The organism is Microbacterium sp. MPR-TSA4 (assembly GCF_058792815.1).
On sequence record NZ_JBXAFF010000014.1, the window covers coordinates 23,961 to 44,430 of the forward strand.

Annotated in this window: 19 protein-coding genes and 1 pseudogene; 12 read left to right on the forward strand and 8 right to left on the reverse strand. The window is 68.1% G+C overall.

The features are described 5' to 3' along the window. From AC1Q49_RS08025 to AC1Q49_RS08050, 6 genes and pseudogenes are all read left to right on the forward strand, one after another. Positions 1-722 (forward strand): LGFP repeat-containing protein (locus AC1Q49_RS08025; protein WP_492491493.1); only part of this gene is annotated, 722 nt, incomplete at its 5' end. 214 nt (positions 723-936) lie between these two features. Beyond that, positions 937-1,203 carry a hypothetical protein gene (locus AC1Q49_RS08030; protein WP_060960953.1) on the forward strand — a complete coding sequence of 89 codons (267 nt, stop codon included), beginning with the start codon at positions 937-939 and terminating at the stop codon, positions 1,201-1,203. After that, on the forward strand, positions 1,200-2,327 hold the full coding sequence (locus AC1Q49_RS08035) for a glycosyltransferase family 2 protein (RefSeq protein ID WP_492491495.1): 1,128 nt from the start codon (positions 1,200-1,202) through the stop codon (positions 2,325-2,327). The genes AC1Q49_RS08030 and AC1Q49_RS08035 overlap by 4 nt, the downstream gene beginning before the upstream one ends. 7 nt (positions 2,328-2,334) lie before the next feature. Continuing rightward, positions 2,335-3,567, forward strand: coding sequence for an acyltransferase family protein (locus AC1Q49_RS08040; protein WP_492491497.1), 1,233 nt, complete (start codon positions 2,335-2,337; stop codon positions 3,565-3,567). Positions 3,568-3,571: 4 nt separating this feature from the next. Continuing rightward, positions 3,572-4,441, forward strand: a complete 870-nt coding sequence (locus tag AC1Q49_RS08045) for an NAD-dependent epimerase/dehydratase family protein (RefSeq protein WP_101306722.1) — start codon at positions 3,572-3,574, stop codon at positions 4,439-4,441. Continuing rightward, positions 4,438-4,998, forward strand: a pseudogene (locus tag AC1Q49_RS08050) (dTDP-4-dehydrorhamnose 3,5-epimerase family protein); the annotation flags it as partial. The gene AC1Q49_RS08045 and the pseudogene AC1Q49_RS08050, both read left to right, overlap by 4 nt. A gap of 9 nt (positions 4,999-5,007) precedes the next feature. Here AC1Q49_RS08050 and AC1Q49_RS08055 read toward each other — a convergent pair. From AC1Q49_RS08055 to rfbA, 5 genes are read right to left on the reverse strand one after another with little or no spacing between them, the layout of a single operon-like run. After that, entirely contained in the window at positions 5,008-6,519 is a 1,512-nt protein-coding gene (locus AC1Q49_RS08055) for a glycosyltransferase family protein (protein ID WP_157831635.1), read from the reverse strand. A gap of 38 nt (positions 6,520-6,557) precedes the next feature. Further along, the gene (locus tag AC1Q49_RS08060) at positions 6,558-7,781 is read right to left on the reverse strand and encodes an ABC transporter ATP-binding protein (protein ID WP_060960947.1); all 1,224 of its coding nucleotides are present in this window, start codon (positions 7,779-7,781) and stop codon (positions 6,558-6,560) included. Positions 7,782-7,788: 7 nt separating this feature from the next. Beyond that, the gene (locus AC1Q49_RS08065) at positions 7,789-8,700 is read right to left on the reverse strand and encodes an ABC transporter permease (protein WP_082734293.1); all 912 of its coding nucleotides are present in this window, start codon (positions 8,698-8,700) and stop codon (positions 7,789-7,791) included. Positions 8,701-8,759: 59 nt separating this feature from the next. Continuing rightward, on the reverse strand, positions 8,760-9,761 hold the full coding sequence (gene rfbB / locus AC1Q49_RS08070; protein WP_191008937.1) for a dTDP-glucose 4,6-dehydratase: 1,002 nt from the start codon (positions 9,759-9,761) through the stop codon (positions 8,760-8,762). Next, positions 9,761-10,630 (reverse strand): glucose-1-phosphate thymidylyltransferase RfbA, encoded by an 870-nt coding sequence (rfbA, locus tag AC1Q49_RS08075; protein WP_060960944.1) that lies wholly within the window; start codon positions 10,628-10,630, stop codon positions 9,761-9,763. Before rfbA ends, rfbB begins: the two co-directional genes overlap by 1 nt. 144 nt (positions 10,631-10,774) lie before the next feature. Between rfbA and AC1Q49_RS08080 the strand changes: the two genes are divergently transcribed. From AC1Q49_RS08080 to AC1Q49_RS08090, 3 genes are read left to right on the forward strand one after another with little or no spacing between them, the layout of a single operon-like run. Continuing rightward, positions 10,775-12,718 carry a DUF6541 family protein gene (locus AC1Q49_RS08080; RefSeq protein ID WP_492491501.1) on the forward strand — a complete coding sequence of 648 codons (1,944 nt, stop codon included), beginning with the start codon at positions 10,775-10,777 and terminating at the stop codon, positions 12,716-12,718. Positions 12,719-12,741: 23 nt separating this feature from the next. After that, positions 12,742-13,488 carry a glycosyltransferase family 2 protein gene (locus AC1Q49_RS08085; protein ID WP_060960942.1) on the forward strand — a complete coding sequence of 249 codons (747 nt, stop codon included), beginning with the start codon at positions 12,742-12,744 and terminating at the stop codon, positions 13,486-13,488. Then, complete coding sequence (locus AC1Q49_RS08090) at positions 13,485-13,949, forward strand: DUF2304 domain-containing protein (RefSeq protein WP_060960941.1); 465 nt, start codon at positions 13,485-13,487, stop codon at positions 13,947-13,949. Before AC1Q49_RS08085 ends, AC1Q49_RS08090 begins: the two co-directional genes overlap by 4 nt. On the opposite strand, the gene AC1Q49_RS08095 is transcribed toward AC1Q49_RS08090, so the two are convergent. From AC1Q49_RS08095 to AC1Q49_RS08105, 3 genes are all read right to left on the reverse strand, one after another. Further along, positions 13,942-15,078, reverse strand: a complete 1,137-nt coding sequence (locus AC1Q49_RS08095) for an NAD-dependent epimerase/dehydratase family protein (RefSeq protein ID WP_492491504.1) — start codon at positions 15,076-15,078, stop codon at positions 13,942-13,944. The two genes, AC1Q49_RS08090 and AC1Q49_RS08095, sit on opposite strands and share 8 nt — an antisense overlap. Before the next feature lie 170 nt (positions 15,079-15,248). Continuing rightward, entirely contained in the window at positions 15,249-16,136 is an 888-nt protein-coding gene (locus tag AC1Q49_RS08100) for a glycosyltransferase family 2 protein (RefSeq protein WP_492491506.1), read from the reverse strand. Further along, the gene (locus tag AC1Q49_RS08105; protein ID WP_492491508.1) at positions 16,129-16,995 is read right to left on the reverse strand and encodes a glycosyltransferase family 2 protein; all 867 of its coding nucleotides are present in this window, start codon (positions 16,993-16,995) and stop codon (positions 16,129-16,131) included. Before AC1Q49_RS08105 ends, AC1Q49_RS08100 begins: the two co-directional genes overlap by 8 nt. A gap of 86 nt (positions 16,996-17,081) precedes the next feature. Between AC1Q49_RS08105 and AC1Q49_RS08110 the strand changes: the two genes are divergently transcribed. Genes AC1Q49_RS08110 through AC1Q49_RS08120 form a run of 3 tightly spaced genes read left to right on the forward strand, consistent with a single transcriptional unit; the run spans position 17,082 to position 20,451 of the window. Further along, positions 17,082-18,272 carry a glycosyltransferase family 4 protein gene (locus tag AC1Q49_RS08110; RefSeq protein WP_492491510.1) on the forward strand — a complete coding sequence of 397 codons (1,191 nt, stop codon included), beginning with the start codon at positions 17,082-17,084 and terminating at the stop codon, positions 18,270-18,272. Between the two features lie 50 nt (positions 18,273-18,322). Further along, the gene (locus AC1Q49_RS08115) at positions 18,323-19,225 is read left to right on the forward strand and encodes a glycosyltransferase (RefSeq protein ID WP_060960937.1); all 903 of its coding nucleotides are present in this window, start codon (positions 18,323-18,325) and stop codon (positions 19,223-19,225) included. Continuing rightward, positions 19,222-20,451: a lipopolysaccharide biosynthesis protein gene (locus AC1Q49_RS08120; RefSeq protein WP_101306712.1), complete on the forward strand. Its 1,230-nt coding sequence runs from the start codon at positions 19,222-19,224 to the stop codon at positions 20,449-20,451. The genes AC1Q49_RS08115 and AC1Q49_RS08120 overlap by 4 nt, the downstream gene beginning before the upstream one ends. The last annotated feature ends 19 nt before the right edge of the window (positions 20,452-20,470 follow it).

The window sequence follows — 20,470 nt, forward strand, 5'->3', positions numbered from 1 at the left end:
GCGGCGGGGCGTTGGGTGCGCCGACGGCGGCGGCGGTGTGCACGGCGGTGACGTGTTCGCAGTCGTTCCAGGGCGGTCTGCTGGTCGGTTCGCCGTCGAACGGCGTCGTCGCCGTGACGGGACAGTACCGTGACGTGTGGCTCGCGACGGGCGGCGTCACGGGCTCGCTGGGTCTGCCGCTGGGCAACGACTCGTGTGACGGCAAGAGCTGTTCGCAGGCTTTCCAGCGCGGTGTCCTGGCGTGGACGCCGGCGTACGGGATGGTGACGGTGTCGGGCTGGTTCCTGCAGCCGTGGCAGGCGCAGGGTGCGGGCGGCGGGGCGTTGGGTGCGCCGACGGCGGCGGCGGTGTGCACGGCGGTGACGTGTTCGCAGTCGTTCCAGGGCGGTGTGCTCTCGGGGTCTCCCTCCAACGGCGTGATCGCCGTCCTCGGCGAATACCGTGATCTCTGGATGGCGGCGGGTGGTCCCACCGGCACGCTCGGGCGTGTGCTCGCCGCCGCCACCTGCAACGGGAAATGGTGCGGGGTCGACTTCGACAACGGATCCATCGTCTGGTCGCCGGCAACGGGTGCCAACGTCGTGTCGGCGCCGATCTACAGCCGGTGGATCGCCGCCGGGGGAGCGAACGGGCGTTACGGACTTCCGTTGCGCGCGGCCAAGAACGTTTCGGGGGGCACGGCTCAGGACTTCCAGTTCGGCACGATCTCGGTGGCGCCGTGACGGTCGGTCGTCGCGAAGAGTCCACGGCGATGGATGCTAATCTGCTGGGGGCGGGGGAGATCGCCGGCGGGCGATATCGAACCCGCGGCGTCCTGATCGCCACCGAGTCCGCTGCAGCGCCTGCCGGGGCGGGCTCATCTGAGGCCGGTCGTGCTCCCCGGTGAGAACCCGGCCCCACGTCCCCTCGCCGAGGGTACTGACGAGAGGATTCCAGATGACCGATGACCGTGTGCTGTCCGCGGATGCCGTCGATTCCGTCTCGCTCGAGCGTGCGCTCAAGGACGTCGAGGTCGCGAACGCACGGGTCATCGAGCTGACTCGCGGCATGCTGGAGCGCGAGAAGCGGATCACCGAGCTCGAGGCCGAAGTCGTCCAGCTCAAGCTCATGCTGGATCCGCGGCGCAAGATCGAGCACGTGTTCCGCAAGAACCACACCCTGTACGTCATCGGTCGTCGCGCCAAGCGGATGATGGGCCGGTGAGCGCGCCCACGAGGCCGCGCGTCCTCCTGGCGGTCACCTTCTACAACGGCCGCGATTTCGCCGAGCGGACGATGGACTCGATCGCGGCCATCGAGCACGATGGCTTCGATCTCGATGTGCTCGTGCTCGACGACGCGAGCCCGGAGCCGGGCTTCAGCGACCATCTGGCGGAGATCTCGGATCGCAAGGGCGCGACGTACTACCGCGCCACGCGCAACCTCGGCATCCCGCGGAACGTGAACCTGGGCCTCGCGACGGCGCAGAAGCTGCAGTACGACTACGTCGTGATCTCCAACTCCGACGTCATCTACTCCAAGAACTCGGTGAGCGTGCTGCTGGAGGCGCTGCGCGGGCACGAAAACGTCGCATCGGCGACGGCATGGTCGACCAACGTCGAGCCGTACTCGTTGCCCTGCGGTGTGGAGCTGTATCCGGAGGAGCAGGACGTCGCCGATCTCATCGGAACCGCCCTCCACAACCGTTTCGGGACGGAGGCGATCGACATCCCCGCGGGCATCTCGTTCGCCATGATGGTGCCCGTGCCGCGACTGGAGGTCGTCGGACTCATGGATCCCGTCTTCGGGCGGGGCTACGGCGAGGAGTCGGACTGGTCCGCACGGGCGACGAGCGCCGGGTATCGGCACCTTCTCGTCCAGGGGGCGTACGTCTACCACGCCGGACGTGGCTCGACTCTCGCGGCCGGGGTGGTGTCGCAGTCCGATATCGCCGACTGGACGAATCAAGCGATCGTCGAGCACCGCTCACCGATGTTCCGCTGGAGCGTCGATGCCTTCATGCGCTCCGGGGTCATGGACGACGCGCGCCCGGAGGCGGTGGCGGCGATCATCGCGCACGCTGCCGCTGTCAACGGCTATGCGCTCGTCAACGCGGCATCCGACTGGGACGATGTCGACCCGCGGGTGGTGACCGTGACCCTGCGGTCCGAGGCCGATGAGATGTGCATGGCTCAGTGGTGCGGCTTCACGACGGAGATCGACACCGATCAGATCGACGTCGTCGACGCGGTGGTCGCCTACTTCGGCGGGCAGCGCCCTGTTGCGACCAACCTCCGCCCGGCGATCTGGGAGGGCGCCGACACGTTCGGCTATCCCGTCGGATTGTGAGCGCGGATTGACGAGTCTCGCTGTCGCCTTCGACACCCGTAACAACTCCATCGGCTTTCTTCGCTGGCTGATGGCCTTCATGGTCATCTTCTCGCACGCGGGACCCGTCGCCGGTCTCTTCGGCGGCGTGGATATCGGCGCCCAGTGGGGCGCGGAGACGTCGCTGGGCGGAGTGGCCGTCACGGGCTTCTTCTTCCTGTCGGGAATGCTCATCACCCGCAGCATGATGAACAGCTCCTCCCCGGTGCGCTTCCTGTGGCATCGCGTCGTCCGCATCTTCCCGGCCTGGTTCCTCGTCCTCGTCATCACGGCATTCGTGTTCGCGCCCCTGGCGTGGTGGCACGAGCGCGGGACCGTTCGCGGCTTCTTCTCCGTCGCATCGGATTCCCCGTGGGATTACGTGGCGCGCAACTTCACCTTGATCCTCGGACAGTGGTCGATCGCCGGCACGGGCTCCGGCGTTCACGCGGTGCTGGAGGGGTACAACACCTGGAACGGCTCCGCATGGACCCTGATGTGGGAGTTCGGCTGCTACCTGGGGGTCCTGGCGCTCGGCGTCGTGGGCGCCCTGGCCGGGCGCATCGTGGGTGCGGCCTTCGCGGTGCTGATTCTCGCGCTCAGCATGCTGCAGGCTCTGCATGTCGGCGACCTGGCGTCGACGTTCCAGCTGCTCGGCAACCCGCAGGTTCTGCAGCTCGCCGCCCCGTTCGCCTTCGGCACACTGGTCCAGCTCTTCATCGACAAGGTCCCGTTCGATGATCGGCTCGGGATCGGGATGCTCGTTCTGGCCGCGTTGTGCTGGTGGCGCGGTGGATGGTTCGTCGTCGGCCAGTACGCCTTCGCCTACGGTCTGATCTGGTTCGGCAGTCGGGTGAAGGTCCTTGCCAACTGGGACCGGAGGGCGGACCTCTCGTACGGCATCTACATCGCCGGATGGCCCGTGATGTTCCTTGCGGCGGTCTTCGGCGTCGAGAAGTGGGGAACGGTAGCGTACCTCGCCGTGGTCATCGTGATCGTGCACCTGTATGCGCTCGCGAGCTACATGCTCATCGAGAAGCCGGCGTTGGACTTGAAGCACTGGATGCCGCGCGGCGTCGCCGTCCTGGGAGGCTGGAAGCCGGTGCCGCCGAAGGCGAGCTCGTCGCGCGTCCCCTCGTGGCTCAGGATGACGCCGCTCGTGCTTCTGCTCCTCGTGACGGGAGCGCTGGTCATTGTCGGGGCCCTGAGAGGAGCGATCTAGGACTATGGCGGGATCATCGGTCATCATCACCGGAGCGGCTGGTTACGTCGGAAGGCATGTCGTCACGGCGGTCGCCGACCTCGGCTTCGAGCCGATCGCCGTCGTGCGACCCGGCTCCGCCGCGGCCATCGACCCCCGGGCACGTGTCTTCGAGGCAGACATCCTCACAGAGGGTGCGGATGTGCTCCGGGCCGTCGGGGTCGGCGACGTCGCGGCGGTCATCCACCTCGCGTGGCAGGACGGTTTCGTGCACAACGCGCCGTCCCACATGGCGCAACTGTCACGCCACTACGCGTTTCTGACGGGCCTCGCCGATGCCGGCGTTCCGCGCATCGCCGCGCTCGGGACCATGCACGAGATCGGCTACTGGGAGGGGCCGGTGACCGCCGACACCCCCACCAATCCGCTCACGCTGTACGGCGTCGCGAAGGATGCCCTGCGACGCTCGACGACCATCGCCATCGGTGAGCGTTCCGAGTACGTCTGGCTGCGGGCCTATTACATCCTGGGTGATGATCGACGAAACCGTTCGATCTTCGCCAAACTGCTCGAGGCGGCAGATCGAGGGGAGACGGTCTTCCCGTTCACGACCGGAAAGACCCTGTACGACTTCATCGATGTGGTGGAGCTCGGCCGGCAGATCGCCGTCGCCGCCGTCTCTCCCGGTGTCACCGGGGTTCTCAACGTCGCGAGCGGCGCCCCGGAGTCGCTGGCGAGCCGAGTGGAGAGGTTCATCGCCGACAACGGTCTGGGGCTCACACTCGAGTACGGAGCCTTTCCCGACCGCCCCTATGATTCCCCCGGAACGTGGGCCGATGCAGAAGCCATATCTGCGCTCATGTCCGCCTCCCCCTTCGCCAAGGAGAATTCGTGACCATCGAGTACGGCAAATCGCTCGCCGCCCGCACCACGCCGATACCCGGGCTCCTCCTCGTCGATCTGCCCGTCCACGGCGACAACCGCGGATGGTTCAAGGAGAACTGGCAGCGCGAGAAGATGATGGAGCTGGGTATTCCGGACTTCGGTCCGGTGCAGAACAACATCTCGTTCAACGACGCCGTCGGCACGACGCGCGGCATCCATGCCGAACCGTGGGACAAGTTCATCTCGATCGGCTTCGGATCCGTCTTCGGCGCGTGGGTGGATCTTCGCGCCGGTGAGAGCTTCGGCACCGTCTTCACGGCGGAGCTCGACCCGTCGACCGCGATCTTCGTTCCGCGCGGGGTGGGCAACTCCTACCAGACGCTCGAGCCCAACACGGTCTACACCTACCTCGTGAACGACCATTGGAGCCCCGAGAAGCTCGGCGAATACTCCTTCGTGAACCTCGCCGATGAGACCGCCGACATCCCGTGGCCGATTCCGCTCGCGAACGTCGAGTTGTCCGACAAGGACCGACAGCACCCCCGGTTGGGGGAGGTCACGCCCCTCTGAGCGAGATCACCGACGGCGATCTCGAAGAGCGCGCAGACGGCGCGCGACGGCCCGGACGGGCCTCGTCGCCCGCCATGCGCGGCTCTGCTCGATGCGCTGGAGTCGTGACCGGGTCTCCCGCAGCTCCGATCGCGCATCGTCGAGCTCGCGGGCCGTGCCCATCAACTGCTCATACGTCTCGGTGAACTCCGCGGTGGCGGCGTCGCGCTCTGCCGTGCGGATGCGGGCCAGGCGGTCCAGCTGCAGGATGTTCCACTCCGTCTCCGCTTTCGGGACCAGCTCCAGATGGAACGAGATCTCCAGGGTTCCCGCCACCGGCGCCGACGACAGGTACCACGGGTTCGTCGTGAGGAAGGTGTCGACGCCGTCCGCGGACGACGCGCCCTCGGCAACGAGCGCTGCGTCGCCGAGGTCCGACACCGCGGAGAGCACCGAGATCCGGCTGACCCATCCGTCCAGGGGGTGGAAGCGGACGCTGTCGATGTTCGTGTAGGCGGAGAGATCGAACGTCACCGTCATCCGGTCGTCGCCGAACACGTTGTTCGTGGCGTCGATACGCTGGTCGTCCGTGAATCCGGCTCCGGTGTCGATCAACAGCTTGGAGGCCACCATGTCCCCCGGCAGAAGCCGGAGATCGCGTGCGCGCTGCTCGGCCTCGGCCGCCCGCGTCGCCAGATCGTAGGCGTCCCAGGGTGTGACGCCCTCGGGCACGTGTGCGCGGACGACGGCGAGGACCTCCTCCAGGAAGAGATCGGTCTTCTCGATGCAGGCGTCCAGGACGTCGTAGGAGCGCGCTCTCCTCGCCGCATCCTCGAGATCCTCGCCCGGATCGATGAACGTCGGCGGGTACTCGAACCCGTCGAACTTCGTGGAGAAGCCTCCGGGGCTCAGGCAGCGCTTGCCCATCAAGGTCGCCCAGTAGATCATGTGATAGCTGTTGGACACGACGATCTCGCTCTCACCGATGAAGGTGAGGATCTCCTCCACGCTCGTCTCATTGGAGATCGCGTCATGGCCGGGGAAGTCCAGCGGGAAGTCCTTGTGGTGCGCGACTCCGAACCGCCTGCGGATCTCGTGCGTCGTCCGCAGCTGCGGCATCACGCACGTCACATCCGGGAGGTAGGGGATGGCGTGCTCGTTCTCGAAGTCGCGGACGGTGAGGATCGTGAATCGATCGAAGTCGATCGGCGTCCGGAACGAGGGGGACAGGCCGAAGTGCGTGTTGAACCCCGGCGCCCACGCGATGACGGGCGCACCGACGCGAAGGAGCCGATTGATCGCGCGGTTCATGAACTCGGTGTGGTCGAACATGCCGCCGCCGCCGAGGATCACGACGTCGTCGTCGCGGATGGCGTCCCAGTCGATGTAGCGGATGTCATGCCGTCGGAAGGGGAAGGCGGCGAACCGCTCGGCGTAGTGGGTGAGCGGGCTCGCCACGCGGTCACCGGCGTTGCTGTCGTCGACTCGGCTGACGAAATGCAGCATGCGGCGCCGGGTGGTGGCTGGCGAGAGGGACATCGACCTACCCTATCCGTTTCCTCGGCGGGGCATCGGCCTCACCGACCTGCAGCCGATGCCTCCACGGGGATGCTCAAGAATCCGATGGCGTGGGGGTCGGCTTCGACGTTGAACGACGTCGCCTGCATCACGTTGTGCAGGGTCTGACCCTGGTCGTTCAGCAGCGCCGCGTTGACGAAGTACTTTCCACCGCCGAACGCGGGTGCGCGCAGGAGGAAGCGCACCTCCCGCTCCCCGGACAGCGGCTCCTGCGCCACTCCCAGCCAGTCCGTTCCGGTGACATAGACCTTCTGGCCCATCTTGTCGTCGATCTGAATCCGGCAGGCCCAGTCGTCGAGGTGGTCGGCGGCGACCGTGACCACGATCTCCAGGTCGTCACCGCGCCGCAGCGCTCCTCCGGAGCGGGGATCGCCCGCACGTGCGACGACCGTCGTGACGGCTGCGCCACCCGTCCGCGCGTTGGCCGCATCCGTCGCCCGTTCCTCCAGACGCCGTTCCTCGAGGAGGTCTCGGAACTTGGCGACCGCGATGGTGGGGTTGCCGTCGTAGACGATCTTCCCGTGATCCAGCAGGACGGAGCGTCCGCACAGATCCACCACCTGATCCAACGAGTGGCTGACGAGGATGATCGTGCGTCCCTCGTGCTGGAACTGCCGGATGCGGTCCATGCACTTGCGCTGGAAGGCCTCATCCCCGACGGCCAACACCTCGTCGACGAGCAGGATGTCGGGGTCGGTGTGCACCGCCACGGCGAACGCCAGACGCACGTACATGCCCGATGAGTAGAACTTGACCTGCGTATCGATGAAATCGCCGATGTTGGCGAAAGCGACGATGTCGTCGAACTGCGCCTCGGTCTCCTCACGGCTCAGCCCCAGCACCGAGGCGTTGAGGAAGACGTTCTCGCGGCCGGTGAGATCCGGATGGAAGCCGGCGCCCAGCTCGAGCAGCGCCGCGAGGCGACCCCGTTCGCGCACCGTTCCCGATGTCGGTTCGATGATCCCGCCGATCATCTTCAGCAGTGTGCTCTTGCCGGACCCGTTGTGACCGATCAGTCCGATCGTCTCGCCGGCGCGGATGTCGAGCGTCACGTCGTCGAGGGCCCAGAAGCTCTGCCGATGGCGCCTGCCCGCCCTGCCGAGTGTGACGATGCGCTCCTTGATGGAGGAGTCCTTGCGGATGACGAATCGCTTCGAGACGTGCTCGACGGATGCCACCACGGGAGGCGTGACGTCGTCCTGGTCGCGGGATGAGGAAGGCATGGCCGGCTCAGAGCTCCTGGGCGAAGTTGCCCTGCAGGCGAACGAAGGTGCGGTGACAGAAGACGAGGAGGACGAGCCCGATCCCGAGCGCGACGAGGAGGCGCAGCATGAGTTCGCCGGGCCACACGTGCGCTTCACCGGCGACCCAGAACGCGCGCTGGAATCCGAGGACGGCGAGCGTCAGCGGGTTGTTGGTGTACACCTCGAGGAGCAGCGGGCTCGAGATCAGGTTGCGCACCATCTCCCACGAGTACACGACCGGGCTCGCCCAGAACAGCAGCATCGTCACGACCTCGACGAGGTACTGCGTGTCGCGCAGGTACACGTTGACCGCGCTGAACAGCAGCCCGAACGCGGTCGCGTAGACGACGAGGACCAGGAGAGCGGGGAAGAAGTAGAGGAACTGGAGGTGCAGCGGCGGCTTCGCCACGAGCAGGGTCGCGCCGAGGAGGATCACCAGCTGGATGCCGAAGTTGAACAACGCCGATCCGACGCTCGAGAGCGGGAAGATCTCTCGCGGCAGGTAGACCTTCTTCACCAGGCCGCCATTGTTCAGGATCGAGCTCGTCGCTCCGGTGATGATCTCCGTGAACAGTCCGATGGCCGACAGGCCGGCGAAGACGTACACGGCGAAATCGGGGATGCTCTTCGCCGCCTGGAGGAACTGCCCCATGACGACGAAGTAGATCGCGAGCTGGATGAGGGGCCGGGCGGTCGACCAGAAGAAGCCGAGGGTCGAGTCCTTGTAGCGGGCCTTGAGGTCGCGGCGAATGAGCAGACCGAGCATCTCACGCCGGGACAGCACGTTGCGCAGGGCTCCGACGGATGAGCGGCGGCCGTGGGATCCGCCGACCTCCTCGAGCGGCATCGCCGCGAGGCGGCGCATCCGCTCACCAGCATCCCGGTCTGAAGCAAACATCCTTGCGAGTCTACCTGGTGGGGCCTGTGCGCCAGCCTGAGAACGAGGCCGTCCGCGGGTCACTGTCCTTTGCTGGCGTAGAACGCTTCGACGCCGTCTTTGGCGGCTGCCCACCATGCTTCGTTGGTGCGGTACCAGTCGATCGTCGCGGCGAGCCCCGCTTCGAAGTCGCGGTACTGCGGCGTCCAGCCCAGCTCGGTGCGCAGCTTCGTGGAGTCGATCGCGTAGCGCAGGTCGTGGCCGGCACGGTCGGTCACGTGGTCGTAGGCGTCGGCGGGTTGGCCCATGAGCTCGAGGATCAGCTCGACCACGGTCTTGTTGTCCTTCTCGCCGTCTGCGCCGATGAGGTACGTCTCGCCGATGACACCCTTGTCGAGGATCGTGAGCACGGCCGAGGAGTGGTCGTCGGCGTGGATCCAGTCGCGCACGTTCTCGCCCTTGCCGTACAGCTTCGGACGGATGCCGCGGATCACGTTCGTGATCTGGCGCGGGATGAACTTCTCGACGTGCTGGTACGGGCCGTAGTTGTTCGAGCAGTTGCTGATGGTCGCCTGCACGCCGAAGGAGCGCACCCAGGCGCGCACGAGGAGGTCGGAGCCCGCCTTCGTCGACGAGTACGGCGACGAGGGGTTGTAGGGGGTGTTCTCGGTGAACCGTTCCGGGTCGTCCAGCTCGAGGTCCCCGTACACCTCATCGGTCGAGATGTGATGCACGCGCGTCCCGTGCTTACGCGCGGCCTCCAGCAGCGTGTACGTGCCGATGATGTTCGTGTCCAGGAACGGACGCGGATCGTTCAGGCTGTTGTCGTTGTGCGATTCCGCGGCGTAGTGGACGACCGCATCCGCCCCGGCGAACAGGTCGTCGACCAGCGCCGCATCGGCGATGTCGCCCTCCACGAAAGAGAAGCGGTCCGCCGGCAGGCCCGCCAGCGACGCCAGGTTGCCCGCGTAGGTGAGCTTGTCCAGGACCGTGACGTGATCGTCGGTGTGCGCGATCACGTGGTGGACGAAGTTCGAACCGATGAAGCCGGCACCACCGGTGACCAGGAGTTTGCGCGCCATCAGAGTCCTCGTTCCAGAATGCTGAGCAGGTAGGTGCCGTAGCCCGATTTCACGAGCTTCTGCGCCCGCTCGTTCAACTGCGCGTCGGACAGGAACCCCTGCCGCCACGCGACCTCCTCCGGCACCCCGATCCGCAAACCGGTGCGGCGCTCGATCGTCCGCACGTAGTCCGCGGCATCCGTCATCTGGTCGAAGGTACCCGTGTCCAGCCACGCGGTTCCGCGCGGCAGCACCTCCACCTGCAGCTTTCCCGCCTCCAGGTAGGCCTTGTTGATGTCGGTGATCTCGTACTCGCCGCGCGCCGACGGCCGCAGGTTCCGGGCGATGTCCACGACGTCGTTGTCGTAGAAGTAGAGACCCGGTACCGCGTAGTTGCTGCGCGGCGCGACGGGCTTCTCCTCCAACGAGACGGCTCTGCCTTCGGCGTCGAACTCGACGACACCGTACGCGGAGGGCTCGGCGACCCAGTAGGCGAAGACGGCGCCGCCGTCGACGTCCGTGTACCGCTTGAGCTGCGTGCCCAGTCCGGGGCCGTAGAGGAGGTTGTCGCCGAGGACGAGCGCGACCTTGTCGGTGCCGATGAAGTCGGCGCCGATCGTGAACGCCTGGGCGAGGCCGTCGGGCGACGGCTGCTGAGCGAAGGAGATGTTCACCCCGAACTGGGAACCGTCGCCCAGGAGCCGCTCGAAGAAGGGCGCGTCATGGGGGGTGGTCACGACGAGGATGTCCCGGATGCCCGCGAGCATCAGCGTCGACAGCGGGTAGTAGACCATCGGCTTGTCGTACACAGGAACCAGCTGCTTCGACACCCCGAGGGTGATGGGGTGCAGCCGGGTGCCGGAGCCGCCCGCCAGGATAATGCCCTTCATGGTCTCCCATCCTGCCAGACGGCGGTCGTCTCTCTCCGCAGAACGTGCGGACGCGGCGCGCGTCGGTGTTCTTCCAGGCCGCACGATTAGTGTGGATGGGATCCGCGAGAATCGAGCGGACACGACTCCCGAGGACTTCACCCCGTGACCTGGCTTTTGCTCGCTGTTGCCGTGCTCGCTGCCCTCGCCGTCCTCGCCGTCGTCGGCGGCGTGCTCTCCTGGGCGGTGGGCCTGCGCGGACTGTGGGCGTGTGCCGCGGCTCCGGCATTCGCCCTGACGGCGATCGCGCTCGCCTCCGTCACCGCGCCGTGGGTCGGGTTGGTCTGGTCGCCCGTCCCTCTCATCCTGCTCACTGCGATTCTGGCCGTTGCACTGACGCTGATCCGCCGGAGGTGGGTGCGACCGTCGACGGAGGCGGGGGGTTCGCGCCCCGACTTCTGGGTGCTGGCCGCGATCGTGCTGGGCAGCGGCTTTCTCGTCTGGCGGGTCTGCGTCGCGATCGGGGAGCCGACCAACTTCTCGCAGACCTTCGACAACATCTTCCATCTCAACGGTGTCCGATATGTCCTGGACACGGGAAACGCTTCGTCGTTCAACCTCGGACGGATGACGAACCCGGGGGGCACGCTGCCGTTCTATCCGGCGGCGTGGCACGCTCTCGTCTCGCTCGTGATCACGCTGACCGGTGTGGCCATCCCGATCGGAGTGAACGCCGTCACCCTGGTCGTCTCGGCCGTCATCTGGCCGCTCGGCGCCCTCCTGCTCACCCGCACGCTCCTGGGGACGGGGCGGCTGCTGTCTGTCGCCGCGGTGGTCGCCGCCGTGGGGGTGCCCGCCTTCCCCTTCCTGTTGATGGACTACGGCGTCCTCTTCCCCTTCCAGCTGGGTCTCGCTCTCGTGCCGGTGGCGCTCGCGGCGGCCGTGCAGGCCCTCGGCTTCGGTGCGCGGACGACGATGCCGCGGACCTGGTGGTCGCTCATCTTCCTCGGCACGCTCCCGGGGCTGTCACTGGCGCACCCCGGTGCGTTCGTCGTCGTCCTGGCGCTGACCCTGCCCATGGTCACCCTCTTCGCGTGGCGGCTCTCCCGGCGGACCGCGGGGCGTCGGCGCATCCTGGTCGTGCTCGGCTTCGTGGCCTATGCAGGCGTCGGTCTCCTGCTGCTCAAGGTGCTGCGACCGCCGGCAGACGCCCGTGGATGGCCCCCGACGCTGTCGATCCCGGATGCCGTCGGCCAAGTGCTGACGGCATCGATGTGGTACGCGTCGCCCTCCGTCGTCGTGGCGGTCGCGGTGCTCGCCGGGATCGTCGCCACGGCCGTGTCGCGCCGTCCGGAGGCTCTCGTCGCGCTGTCGATGTACGTGGTCGCGGCCGGGCTGTTCGTCGTGGTCTCATCGTTCACCTATCAACCGCTGCGAGACGTCCTCACAGGGAGCTGGTACAACAACATCCCGCGTCTCGCCGCGATCGTTCCGATGACGATGGTGCCGCTGGCGGCCCTCGGCACGGAGTGGGTCTGGAGGATGCTCAAGCGGCCGGCCGATGCCTCGGGGGTGCGCGTCGGACGCGCCGTGCGCGCCGTGGGGAGCGTGGCGGGCGTCGCCGCGATCGCCCTGGTCCTCACGGGCCCCGTCGCGACGGTCTCGTCCTTCGTCAACACCGTGTACCGCATCGCGCCCGACTCCCTGCTGATCAGTTCGGACGAGTACGCGCTTCTCGAGCGGCTCGGCGACCGGGTGCCGGAGGGGGCGGTGATCGCAGGAAACCCCTGGACCGGCACCGCGCTCGCCTACGCGCTCGCGGGGCGTCAGGTGCTGCAGCCGCACACACTGTCCGAGGCGTCCCCGGACATCCGCACGATCCAGGACGGTCTCCGTTCGGCTCGCGCGGGCGACGCCGTCTGCGCGGCCCTCGATCGCACGCACACGCGCTTCGTGCTGGATTTCGGTACCCGCGAGATCCTTCCGGGAACGCACAGCTACCCCGGGTTCGAGGATCTCGCCACGTCGCCCGCGGTGCGTCTGGTCGACGAGCAAGGTGACGCGCGTCTCTACGAGATCGTGGCGTGCGGGGGACAGGAGGGCCCGTGAGGTCCGTGGATAGAATCGCGGGTATGGGCTCGACCGAGGGACGCGTGCTCGTCATTGTGCCGGCATGGAATGAAGCTCGAAGCGTCGGCCCCACCGTGCGCGAGATCCGCGCGAGCGACACGTCGTTCGATGTCGCCGTCATCGATGACGGGTCGACCGACGACACGGCCGCGCAGGCGCGAGCCGCGGGAGCGACGGTGCTGACTCTTCCCTTCAACCTCGGGGTGGGCGGTGCGATGCGCACCGGCTTCACCTACGCGCAGCGCCGGGGCTACGCGCGCGCCATTCAGGTCGACGCCGACGGGCAGCACAATCCCGCCGACATCGCCCGGGTGCTGCAGGGACTGGAGCACGCGGACATCTCCATCGGCGCGCGGTTCGCCGACGTCGGTGACTACCAGGTGCGCGGCCCGCGGCGCTGGGCGATGATCGTCCTCGCGCGCGTCGTGTCCGGGGTGGCGAAGACCCGACTCACGGACGTCACGAGCGGTTTCCGTGCCGCGAACGCGCGCGCCATCGATCAATACGTGAAGTACTACCCCGCGGAGTACCTCGGCGACACGCTCGACTCGCTGGTGGCGGCCTGTCACGCGGGGCTGACGGTCACGCAGGTGCCCGTCGCCATGAGGCCCCGAGCTCATGGAACTCCGAGCCAGGGGCCCATCGGGGCCAGCATGTACCTGTTGCGGTCGGTGTTCGCGCTCGCGTTGGCGATCACACGCCGTCCGTCGCCGACGCGAGGTCGTCCCGTCGGGGAGGCTGCGGCATGATCGTGCTCGTCGGGATCGTCCTCGCCGTCCTCATCCTCGTCATCGTGGTGTGGATGCTGCTCGCTCGTCGTCTGCGTGAGAAGTATGCGGCGATGTGGCTGGTGATCGGTTTCGCCGTCCTCATCCTCGGCGTCTTCCCCCAGCTGCTCCTGGGGCTTGCGGGCGTGCTCGGAGTCCAGGTGCCGGCGAACCTCATCTTCGCGCTCGGCATCGTCCTTCTTCTCGGTGTCTCGCTCCACCTGTCGTGGGAGCTGTCTCAGGCCGAGGACGAGATCCGTCGGCTCGCCGAGGAAGCCGCCATCGCCCGCGCCGAGATCCAGGGCCTCGCCGCGCGCCTCGCTCTCCTCGAGCGTGAACGCGCCGACCTCGGGACACGGGGCGACGGGTCGGCCGCCGCGGCGAGGGACGACGAATCACCCGGTCCGGGTGATCGTCGGGGTCTCGACGGCTCGACTACTTGAGGAGCTTCCGGCGAGCCATCTCCTCGAGCGACTGCTCGTAGGCGTCGTCCGTCGTCGGTTCGGCACGAACCCAGTCGACGAAGCGGCGGACACCGTCGGCGAAGGGCACGGACGGTGTGAAACCGAGTCGGTCTCGTAGAGCGCTCGTGTCGGCCACGTTGTGGCGGATGTCGCCGAGTCGGTAGTTCCCGGACACCCGCACCGGCACCTCCGTGCCGAACGCGGAGAACAGGGCATGAACGACGTCGATCACGGTCGTCGCCACCCCGGAGCCGACGTTGTAGACGCCTCCGGCCGCGTCGGCGTGCGTGGCGGCGAGGAAGGTCGCCTCCACGACGTCGTCGATGTACACGAAGTCGCGGCTCTCCGCACCGTCCTCGAAGACGTTGATCTCCTTGCCCTGCCTGATGAGGGTCGAGAAGATCGAGAGGATGCCGGTGTAGGGGTTGGTCAGTGACTGGCCGGGGCCGTACACGTTCTGATAGCGCACCGACACCGGCTCGATCCCGAGCGTGGGCGCGACGGTCATGACCAACGATTCCTGCATCTGCTTCGTGATGCCGTACACGCTCGACGGGTGCAGACGCGCGTTCTCGTCCGTCGGGACCATGCGCAGAGGACCTTCGCCGGCCAGGTGCACCTCGAAGTCGCCCGCCGCCATATCGACCTCGGCGCGGTGCGGCGGATAGACCACGCGCCCGTCCTGTGTCAGGTACGAGCCCTCGCCGTACACTGAGCGGGACGAGGCGATGACGATGCGCCGCACATCGTGCGGTTCGTTGGCGAGAAGGTCGAGGAGTTTCGCGGTCCCGCCGACGTTGGCGTCGACGTAGCGGTCGATCTCGTACATCGACTGTCCGGTGCCGGTCTCCGCGGCGAGGTGGACCACGATCGTCGCGCCACGCAGAGCCTCGCGCAGATCCTCGATCGAGGTGACCGATCCACGGCGAACCTCCGCGACACCGTCCAGCGAGCGCAGCAGCGGTGAGGTGGTCTCCGGATCCGGCCCGTGCACCTGCTCGATGAGCGAGTCGAGCACGGTGACCGTGCACCCGGCCCGCACGAAGGAGCGTGCCAGATGCGAGCCGATGAAACCGGCGCCGCCGGTGATGAGGACGTGGTCGGGCATGTGTGGTTCTCCTGGGCGAGGACGGATGCCGCCGAGCGGCGCGGGAGCGGGCGTCGGCTCGATACGCGAACACGTGCGCGAGTCTCGATTGTATCGTCACCGCTGAATCGTCACCGCATCGCGGGTCCGAGCCCTCCCTGCCCGTTCGCGAGGCGGCGAGATGTCGCCGGCTACGCGAAGACGTGGCGAAGGTAGCGCCGTGCCTGTGAACCTCGTCCGCGGGCGAGCGCCGCCGCGGCCGACACGAGGGCGTTCAGCCGCGGGATGAGTCGCGCCCGTGCGGTCCGCGCGGCGCCGTGCCATCCCCGTGCGGCGAACCGGCGCGCATACGCGTCGAGCAGCATCGCTTCCTGGGTGAAGCGCACATCCCCGTGCGTCCCCGCCGCGGACGCCGACGCCGCGTGCCGCCGATATCGGAACACCAGGTCGTCGGCGATGAGCATCCGCCCGCCGTCCAGCGCGATGTCCAGCAGCAGGGAGAGGTCCAGAGCGATCGCGAACGTGGTGTCGAACCCGATCCGCCGTGCCGTCGAGGTGCGCCAGAGGAGGGACGGGAAGTAGGCCCAATCCGCCCGCGCGAGACTCTTGGCCATCGCTTCTCCCTCGATGACAACGGATGCGCCGCGCGTACGCGGGCGCAGCACCGCCTTCACGACGTCGCCCAGGGGTCGGCTCGGCCGGCCGCCGGCATCGATGACCTCCACGCCGAGCTGGATGATGTCGACACCGGGATGAGCGTGCAGCTGTCGTGACATCGTTTCCAGGTACCCGGGCAGCATGATGTCGTCGCCGCCCATCATGACGAACCAGTCCGCCTGCGCGAGCTCCAGACAGCGCGAGAAGTTGCCGGCGACGCCGAGGTTGTGGTCGTTGCGCACGTACTCGATGCGCGGGTCGTCCAGCGACAACAACCAGTCGCGCGGTTCCAGGGAGGGGTAGTGGTCGTCGACGCACAGGAGGCGGAAGTCGCCGTGCGATTGGGCGAGGACGCTGCGCACCGCTTCTTCGAACTGATCCGACGGCCCGTAGAACGGCAGCAGGATGTCGAACTCAGCCACGGCGGGACCTCGCCGGGGGGTGTCCGGTCCGTCCGCGACGGCCGTCGCGCCACCCGCGCCACGCATCGAGCACATCCGGGCGGCGGCCGTGCAGCACGCGGAAGGCGCTCTCCTCGGCGACGCGGCGCGCCACGCCCAGCGCCGAGCGCCACCCGGGAATGCCGGCGCGGCGTGCGAAGAGCACCATGTTGCGGATGCCGAGATACATCGGATGCGCGCCGGGATCCTGGGCGGCGAGCGCCGACGGCACCACGACGGTCTGGCGTCCCGCACGCCGCATCCGCCATGCCGTGTCGACGTCTTCGAAGTAGAGGAAGTAGCGCTCGTCGAGCCAGTCGATGAGATCGAGCGCATCGGTCCTGTACATGACGATCGCGCCGTCCACCCAGTCCACCGGGTAGGGCGCGTCCGCGGCCGGAGCCACGGTGTTCCATGCCCGCCCGTTGCGCGTGAGCCGCCCGCCCGCCGAGAAGACGGTCGACGGGTTCGACGCCCGGCGCAGCAACGGTCCTGCGGCGCCGGCCGCCGGCGAGGCCGCCGCGACCAGCAGTTCGGCCGCCAGCTCCGGCGAGAACTCCGCGTCGTGCGTGAGAACGAGCAGCCGAGCGATGTCGGCGGCACGCACGAACGGGCGAGATTCGTTGACCGCCGCGGAGTAGCCGGGATTGTCCGGTCGTCGGATGAGGTGCGTGCGCAGGGCCAGAGGGCTCTCGCGGAGCACGTCCTCGTCGAGGTCGCCGGCGTTGTCGACGACGATGACGAGCTCGGGCGGGACCGTCTGCTCCGCCAGCTTCGCCAGCACCGAACGCAGGAGATCGGGGCGTCGGTAGCTGATGACGATCGTCGCGTACTGTTCCATAAAGTGGTCGCTGTCAGAGCGCGTCGTGGGAGAGGTGAAGCGTGGTTTCGGAGTCGAGCGAGGCGCAGCCTCCGCGTCTTGCGAGCTTGACGAAGTATATCCCGTACCCGGGTATCGCCCATGCGGGAGGCCGCTACGTCGGTGCCCATTACCGCGCCCTCGCGTCGGAGTGGGCGATCGATGCGACCGCTCCGCTGACGACGGACAACGCGGACGCGTCTCGACGCGTCGAGGACGTCGCATCGGTGGCTCTGATGCGCGGCCGTGGACTGTTCGCCGGAGGCCGGCTGAAGCCCGTCGCCGACGTCGAGGCCGCCTGGGCGGGAAGCGCGGTCACGCGAAACGTGCGCAACGAGTTCCGCCGACCGGATGCCGCGGTGTGGGATCGGCTGCACCGGGCCGACGTCATCGAGTTCCAGTGGTCGGAGATGTTCGCCCTCGCCGAGCCGGTACGGCGCCGGATGCCCGACGGATTCCTGGTGGGGATCGCGCACGACGTGATCACGCAGCGCTGGGAGCGCGCCGCAGCGGCCGCACGAGCTCCGCTGAGCAGTGCGTACCGGGTCGCAGCCGCCCGCAGCAGAGGCCGCGAGCAGCGGTCGCTGGCGCAGCTGGACGTCGTGATCGTCTTCAGTCAGAAGGACGCTGATCTGGCCCGCGAGTTCTCACCGGGCACTCCCGTGGAGGTCGTTCTCCCGGGCCTGGGGCCGGAAGGGACCGCTCCGGCCCGCGCGCCGCACGCGGCGGAGCCGATCGTGCTGTTCACCGGGGCGCTCAACCGCGCGGACAATCACAACGGCATCGAGTGGTTCCTGCAACGGGTGTGGCCCGCAGTGCTGCGTGCCGTGCCGTCTGCGCGGCTCGTCGTCGCGGGCGCGCACGCCCGGCCGGGGCTCGAGCGCATGGTCGCGCGCGCGGATCGAGCAGCGCTCACGGGGTATCTCGAGTCCCTCGAGCCGTCCTATGCCGAGGCGTCGGTCTTCATCGCCCCGCTGTTCACCGGCGCCGGCGTGAAGTTCAAGACGATCGACGCGATGGTGCGGGGAGTGCCCGTCGTGGCGACGCCCGTCGGCGCGGAGGGCATCGGCGACGCGGACCTGTTCGCCGGGCTGACGGACGATGCCGACGAGTTCGCCGCCTCCGTCGTGGGCGCCCTCGCAGCGGACGGCTCGGCCCGCACCCGTCGCGCGCAGCAGTGGGCGGAGAGTCGCTACGGAGTGACCGCGTTCGACCGACGCCTCCGCGGCCTGTACGCAGGGTTCCCACGAACACGCTGATCTACGATGAAAATCCCGCTCCTTTCCAGTGAGAGCGGCCGAGGAGTCCTGTGTCCCACTTCGTCATCGCCGTCATCCCCGTGTTCCACGCGCCGCCGGCCCTCGCTGCTCGCGTGACCGCCCTCCGGGAGCAGGTCGATGCGGTCGTCCTGGTGGATGACGGGACCCATTCGACGGCGGCGCTCGGCCTCGAGCTCCCCTCGTTGCACATCGTCGAGATCGCCGAGAACTCGGGCATCGGCAACGCTCTGAACGAGGGGGTGCAGCGCGCACGCGAGCTCGGTGCCACCCACGTGCTCACCCTCGATCAGGACTCGTCCGCCCCCGACGGGTACGTCGAGGGCGCACTGCGCATCCTCGCGGCATCAGCGGCGTCCGGGGTGGAGGTCGCGGCCGTCGTGCCCGAGTTCGTCGGCGGCCAGCGCGTCCTGCTCCGTGACGGGTTCGCTTTCGATCCGATCCAGGCCGGCCAGCTGATCCCGATGTCGGTCCTCGACGAGGTCGGACCGTACCGCTCCGATCTGTTCATCGACGCGGTCGACTCCGAGTTCTCCATCCGGGCCGAAGAGCACGGCCTGCACTTCGTGGTGGCGGCGGGTGCGCAGATCGCCCACGAACTGGGTGAGCTGGTGCCCCTGACGGTCTTCGGCCGTCACCTCGTGATCGCCGGGAAGCCCCGACACGTCCTGTACCACGCTCCGTTCCGCACCTATTACATGGTGCGCAACAGCACCATCCTCGTCCGCGTGTTCGGTCGTCGCCGCCGGCGCTGGATGCTGTTCCGCACCCGCAAGATGGCAGAGATGGTCGTCGGATGCGTCGTGCTGTCACCGGATCGCGGCGCGCAGTGGCGGGCTGCCGTGGCGGGGCTATCGGACGGGCTGCGCGGCGTGACGGGTCGCATCAGCGAGGAGCGGCTGCGTGCCATCCGGGGGAGCCGGCGACGCCCATGAGGCGCCTGTTCCGCCACGAGCTGCTGCGCCGGAGCGCTCTGTTCTCCCTCTCGATCGTCGCTTCGACGCTCGTCGGGGTCTTCTCGCTACCCATCCTGATCGCCACGGTCGGCGCCGAGCAGTGGGGGCATCTCGCCGTCATGCAGGCCATCACCCAGTTCGCGTCGGTGATCGTCGCCTTCGGCTGGGGGGCGACGGGCCCGAGCATGGTGTCGGCCATCGCACCCGGGGAGCGCAAAGCGGTGTTCATGCAGTCGCTCTCCGTCCGCGGGACGCTGTTCGCGGTGGTGCTCCTGCCCACCGTGATCCTCTGCGCTCAGCTCACGGGCCAGTCGTGGACCAATGCGGTGCTCGCCGCCGGAACCTACACGTTCGCCGGACTGAGTGCCGCCTGGTACTTCGTGGGCACGAATCGTCCGATCCCGCTCTTCCTCCTCGACGCGACGCCCTCCATCGTGGGCCAGGTGCTCGGCCTGTTCGCCGTCTCGATCACCGGAGAGCTGACCGCGTACCTCGCGTGCACGGCGGCGCTGACCGTCGTCGGAGTGGCGGCATCCGTGGTGTACGTCGTCACCCGTCCCCAGGACGGCCCGCGTCGGGCCGCGCACCCGACTCCGTGGCGCGAGATCCTGCGCTCCCAGTCCGCAGGAGTGTCGAGCACGATCTCGGCCAGCATGTGGACGGCTGCGCCGACGGTGCTCGTTCAGGCCTTCGCGCCCGCCGCCGTTCCGGTCTTCGCCATGATCGATCGGCTGATGAAGTACGGAGTCCTCGCCCTCGCCCCGATCCTGCAGGCCATCCAGGGGTGGGTGCCGGAATCCGGGCGAGCGACCGTGGGCGCCCGAGCGGTGACCGGAGTGAAGGTCGCAACCGGAGTCGGCCTCCTCGGGGGTGTGGCGCTGGCGGTGCTGTCGACCCCGGTGTCGTCGCTGCTGAGTCTGGGCGAAGCCGTGGTGCCGTGGACGGTCGCCGTCATCGCCGGCGCCGCCTTCGCCTTCGAATGCGTGGCTCAGATCGCCGGTCTCTCGGGCCTCGTCGCGCTCGGAGGCTCTCGCCAGCTGGCGCTCTCGTCGATCGCGTCCGCGGTGGTCGGCATCCCCGTCATCGCGGCGCTGGTGATCTGGCTCGGACTCTACGGTGCCATCCTCGGCATCCTGATCGTCGCCGCGGCGCTCGCCGTCTATCGGGCGGTGCACGTCCGACGTTACGCAAGACGGTACGTCTGACCTCACCGGTCGGCTCGGT

Bases quoted from the DNA above. Each gene is read 5' to 3' on its own strand.
- AC1Q49_RS08060 (WP_060960947.1), bottom strand. From the start codon at position 7,781: ATGCCTTCCTCATCCCGCGACCAGGACGACGTCACGCCTCCCGTGGTG.
- AC1Q49_RS08055 (WP_157831635.1), bottom strand. From the start codon at position 6,519: ATGTCCCTCTCGCCAGCCACCACCCGGCGCCGCATGCTGCATTTCGTC.
- AC1Q49_RS08095 (WP_492491504.1), bottom strand. From the start codon at position 15,078: ATGCCCGACCACGTCCTCATCACCGGCGGCGCCGGTTTCATCGGCTCG.
- AC1Q49_RS08120 (WP_101306712.1), top strand. From the start codon at position 19,222: ATGAGGCGCCTGTTCCGCCACGAGCTGCTGCGCCGGAGCGCTCTGTTC.
- AC1Q49_RS08030 (WP_060960953.1), top strand. From the start codon at position 937: ATGACCGATGACCGTGTGCTGTCCGCGGATGCCGTCGATTCCGTCTCG.
- AC1Q49_RS08090 (WP_060960941.1), top strand. From the start codon at position 13,485: ATGATCGTGCTCGTCGGGATCGTCCTCGCCGTCCTCATCCTCGTCATC.
- AC1Q49_RS08065 (WP_082734293.1), bottom strand. From the start codon at position 8,700: ATGTTTGCTTCAGACCGGGATGCTGGTGAGCGGATGCGCCGCCTCGCG.
- AC1Q49_RS08105 (WP_492491508.1), bottom strand. From the start codon at position 16,995: ATGGAACAGTACGCGACGATCGTCATCAGCTACCGACGCCCCGATCTC.
- rfbB (WP_191008937.1), bottom strand. From the start codon at position 9,761: ATGGCGCGCAAACTCCTGGTCACCGGTGGTGCCGGCTTCATCGGTTCG.
- rfbA (WP_060960944.1), bottom strand. From the start codon at position 10,630: ATGAAGGGCATTATCCTGGCGGGCGGCTCCGGCACCCGGCTGCACCCC.
- AC1Q49_RS08045 (WP_101306722.1), top strand. From the start codon at position 3,572: ATGGCGGGATCATCGGTCATCATCACCGGAGCGGCTGGTTACGTCGGA.
- AC1Q49_RS08085 (WP_060960942.1), top strand. From the start codon at position 12,742: ATGGGCTCGACCGAGGGACGCGTGCTCGTCATTGTGCCGGCATGGAAT.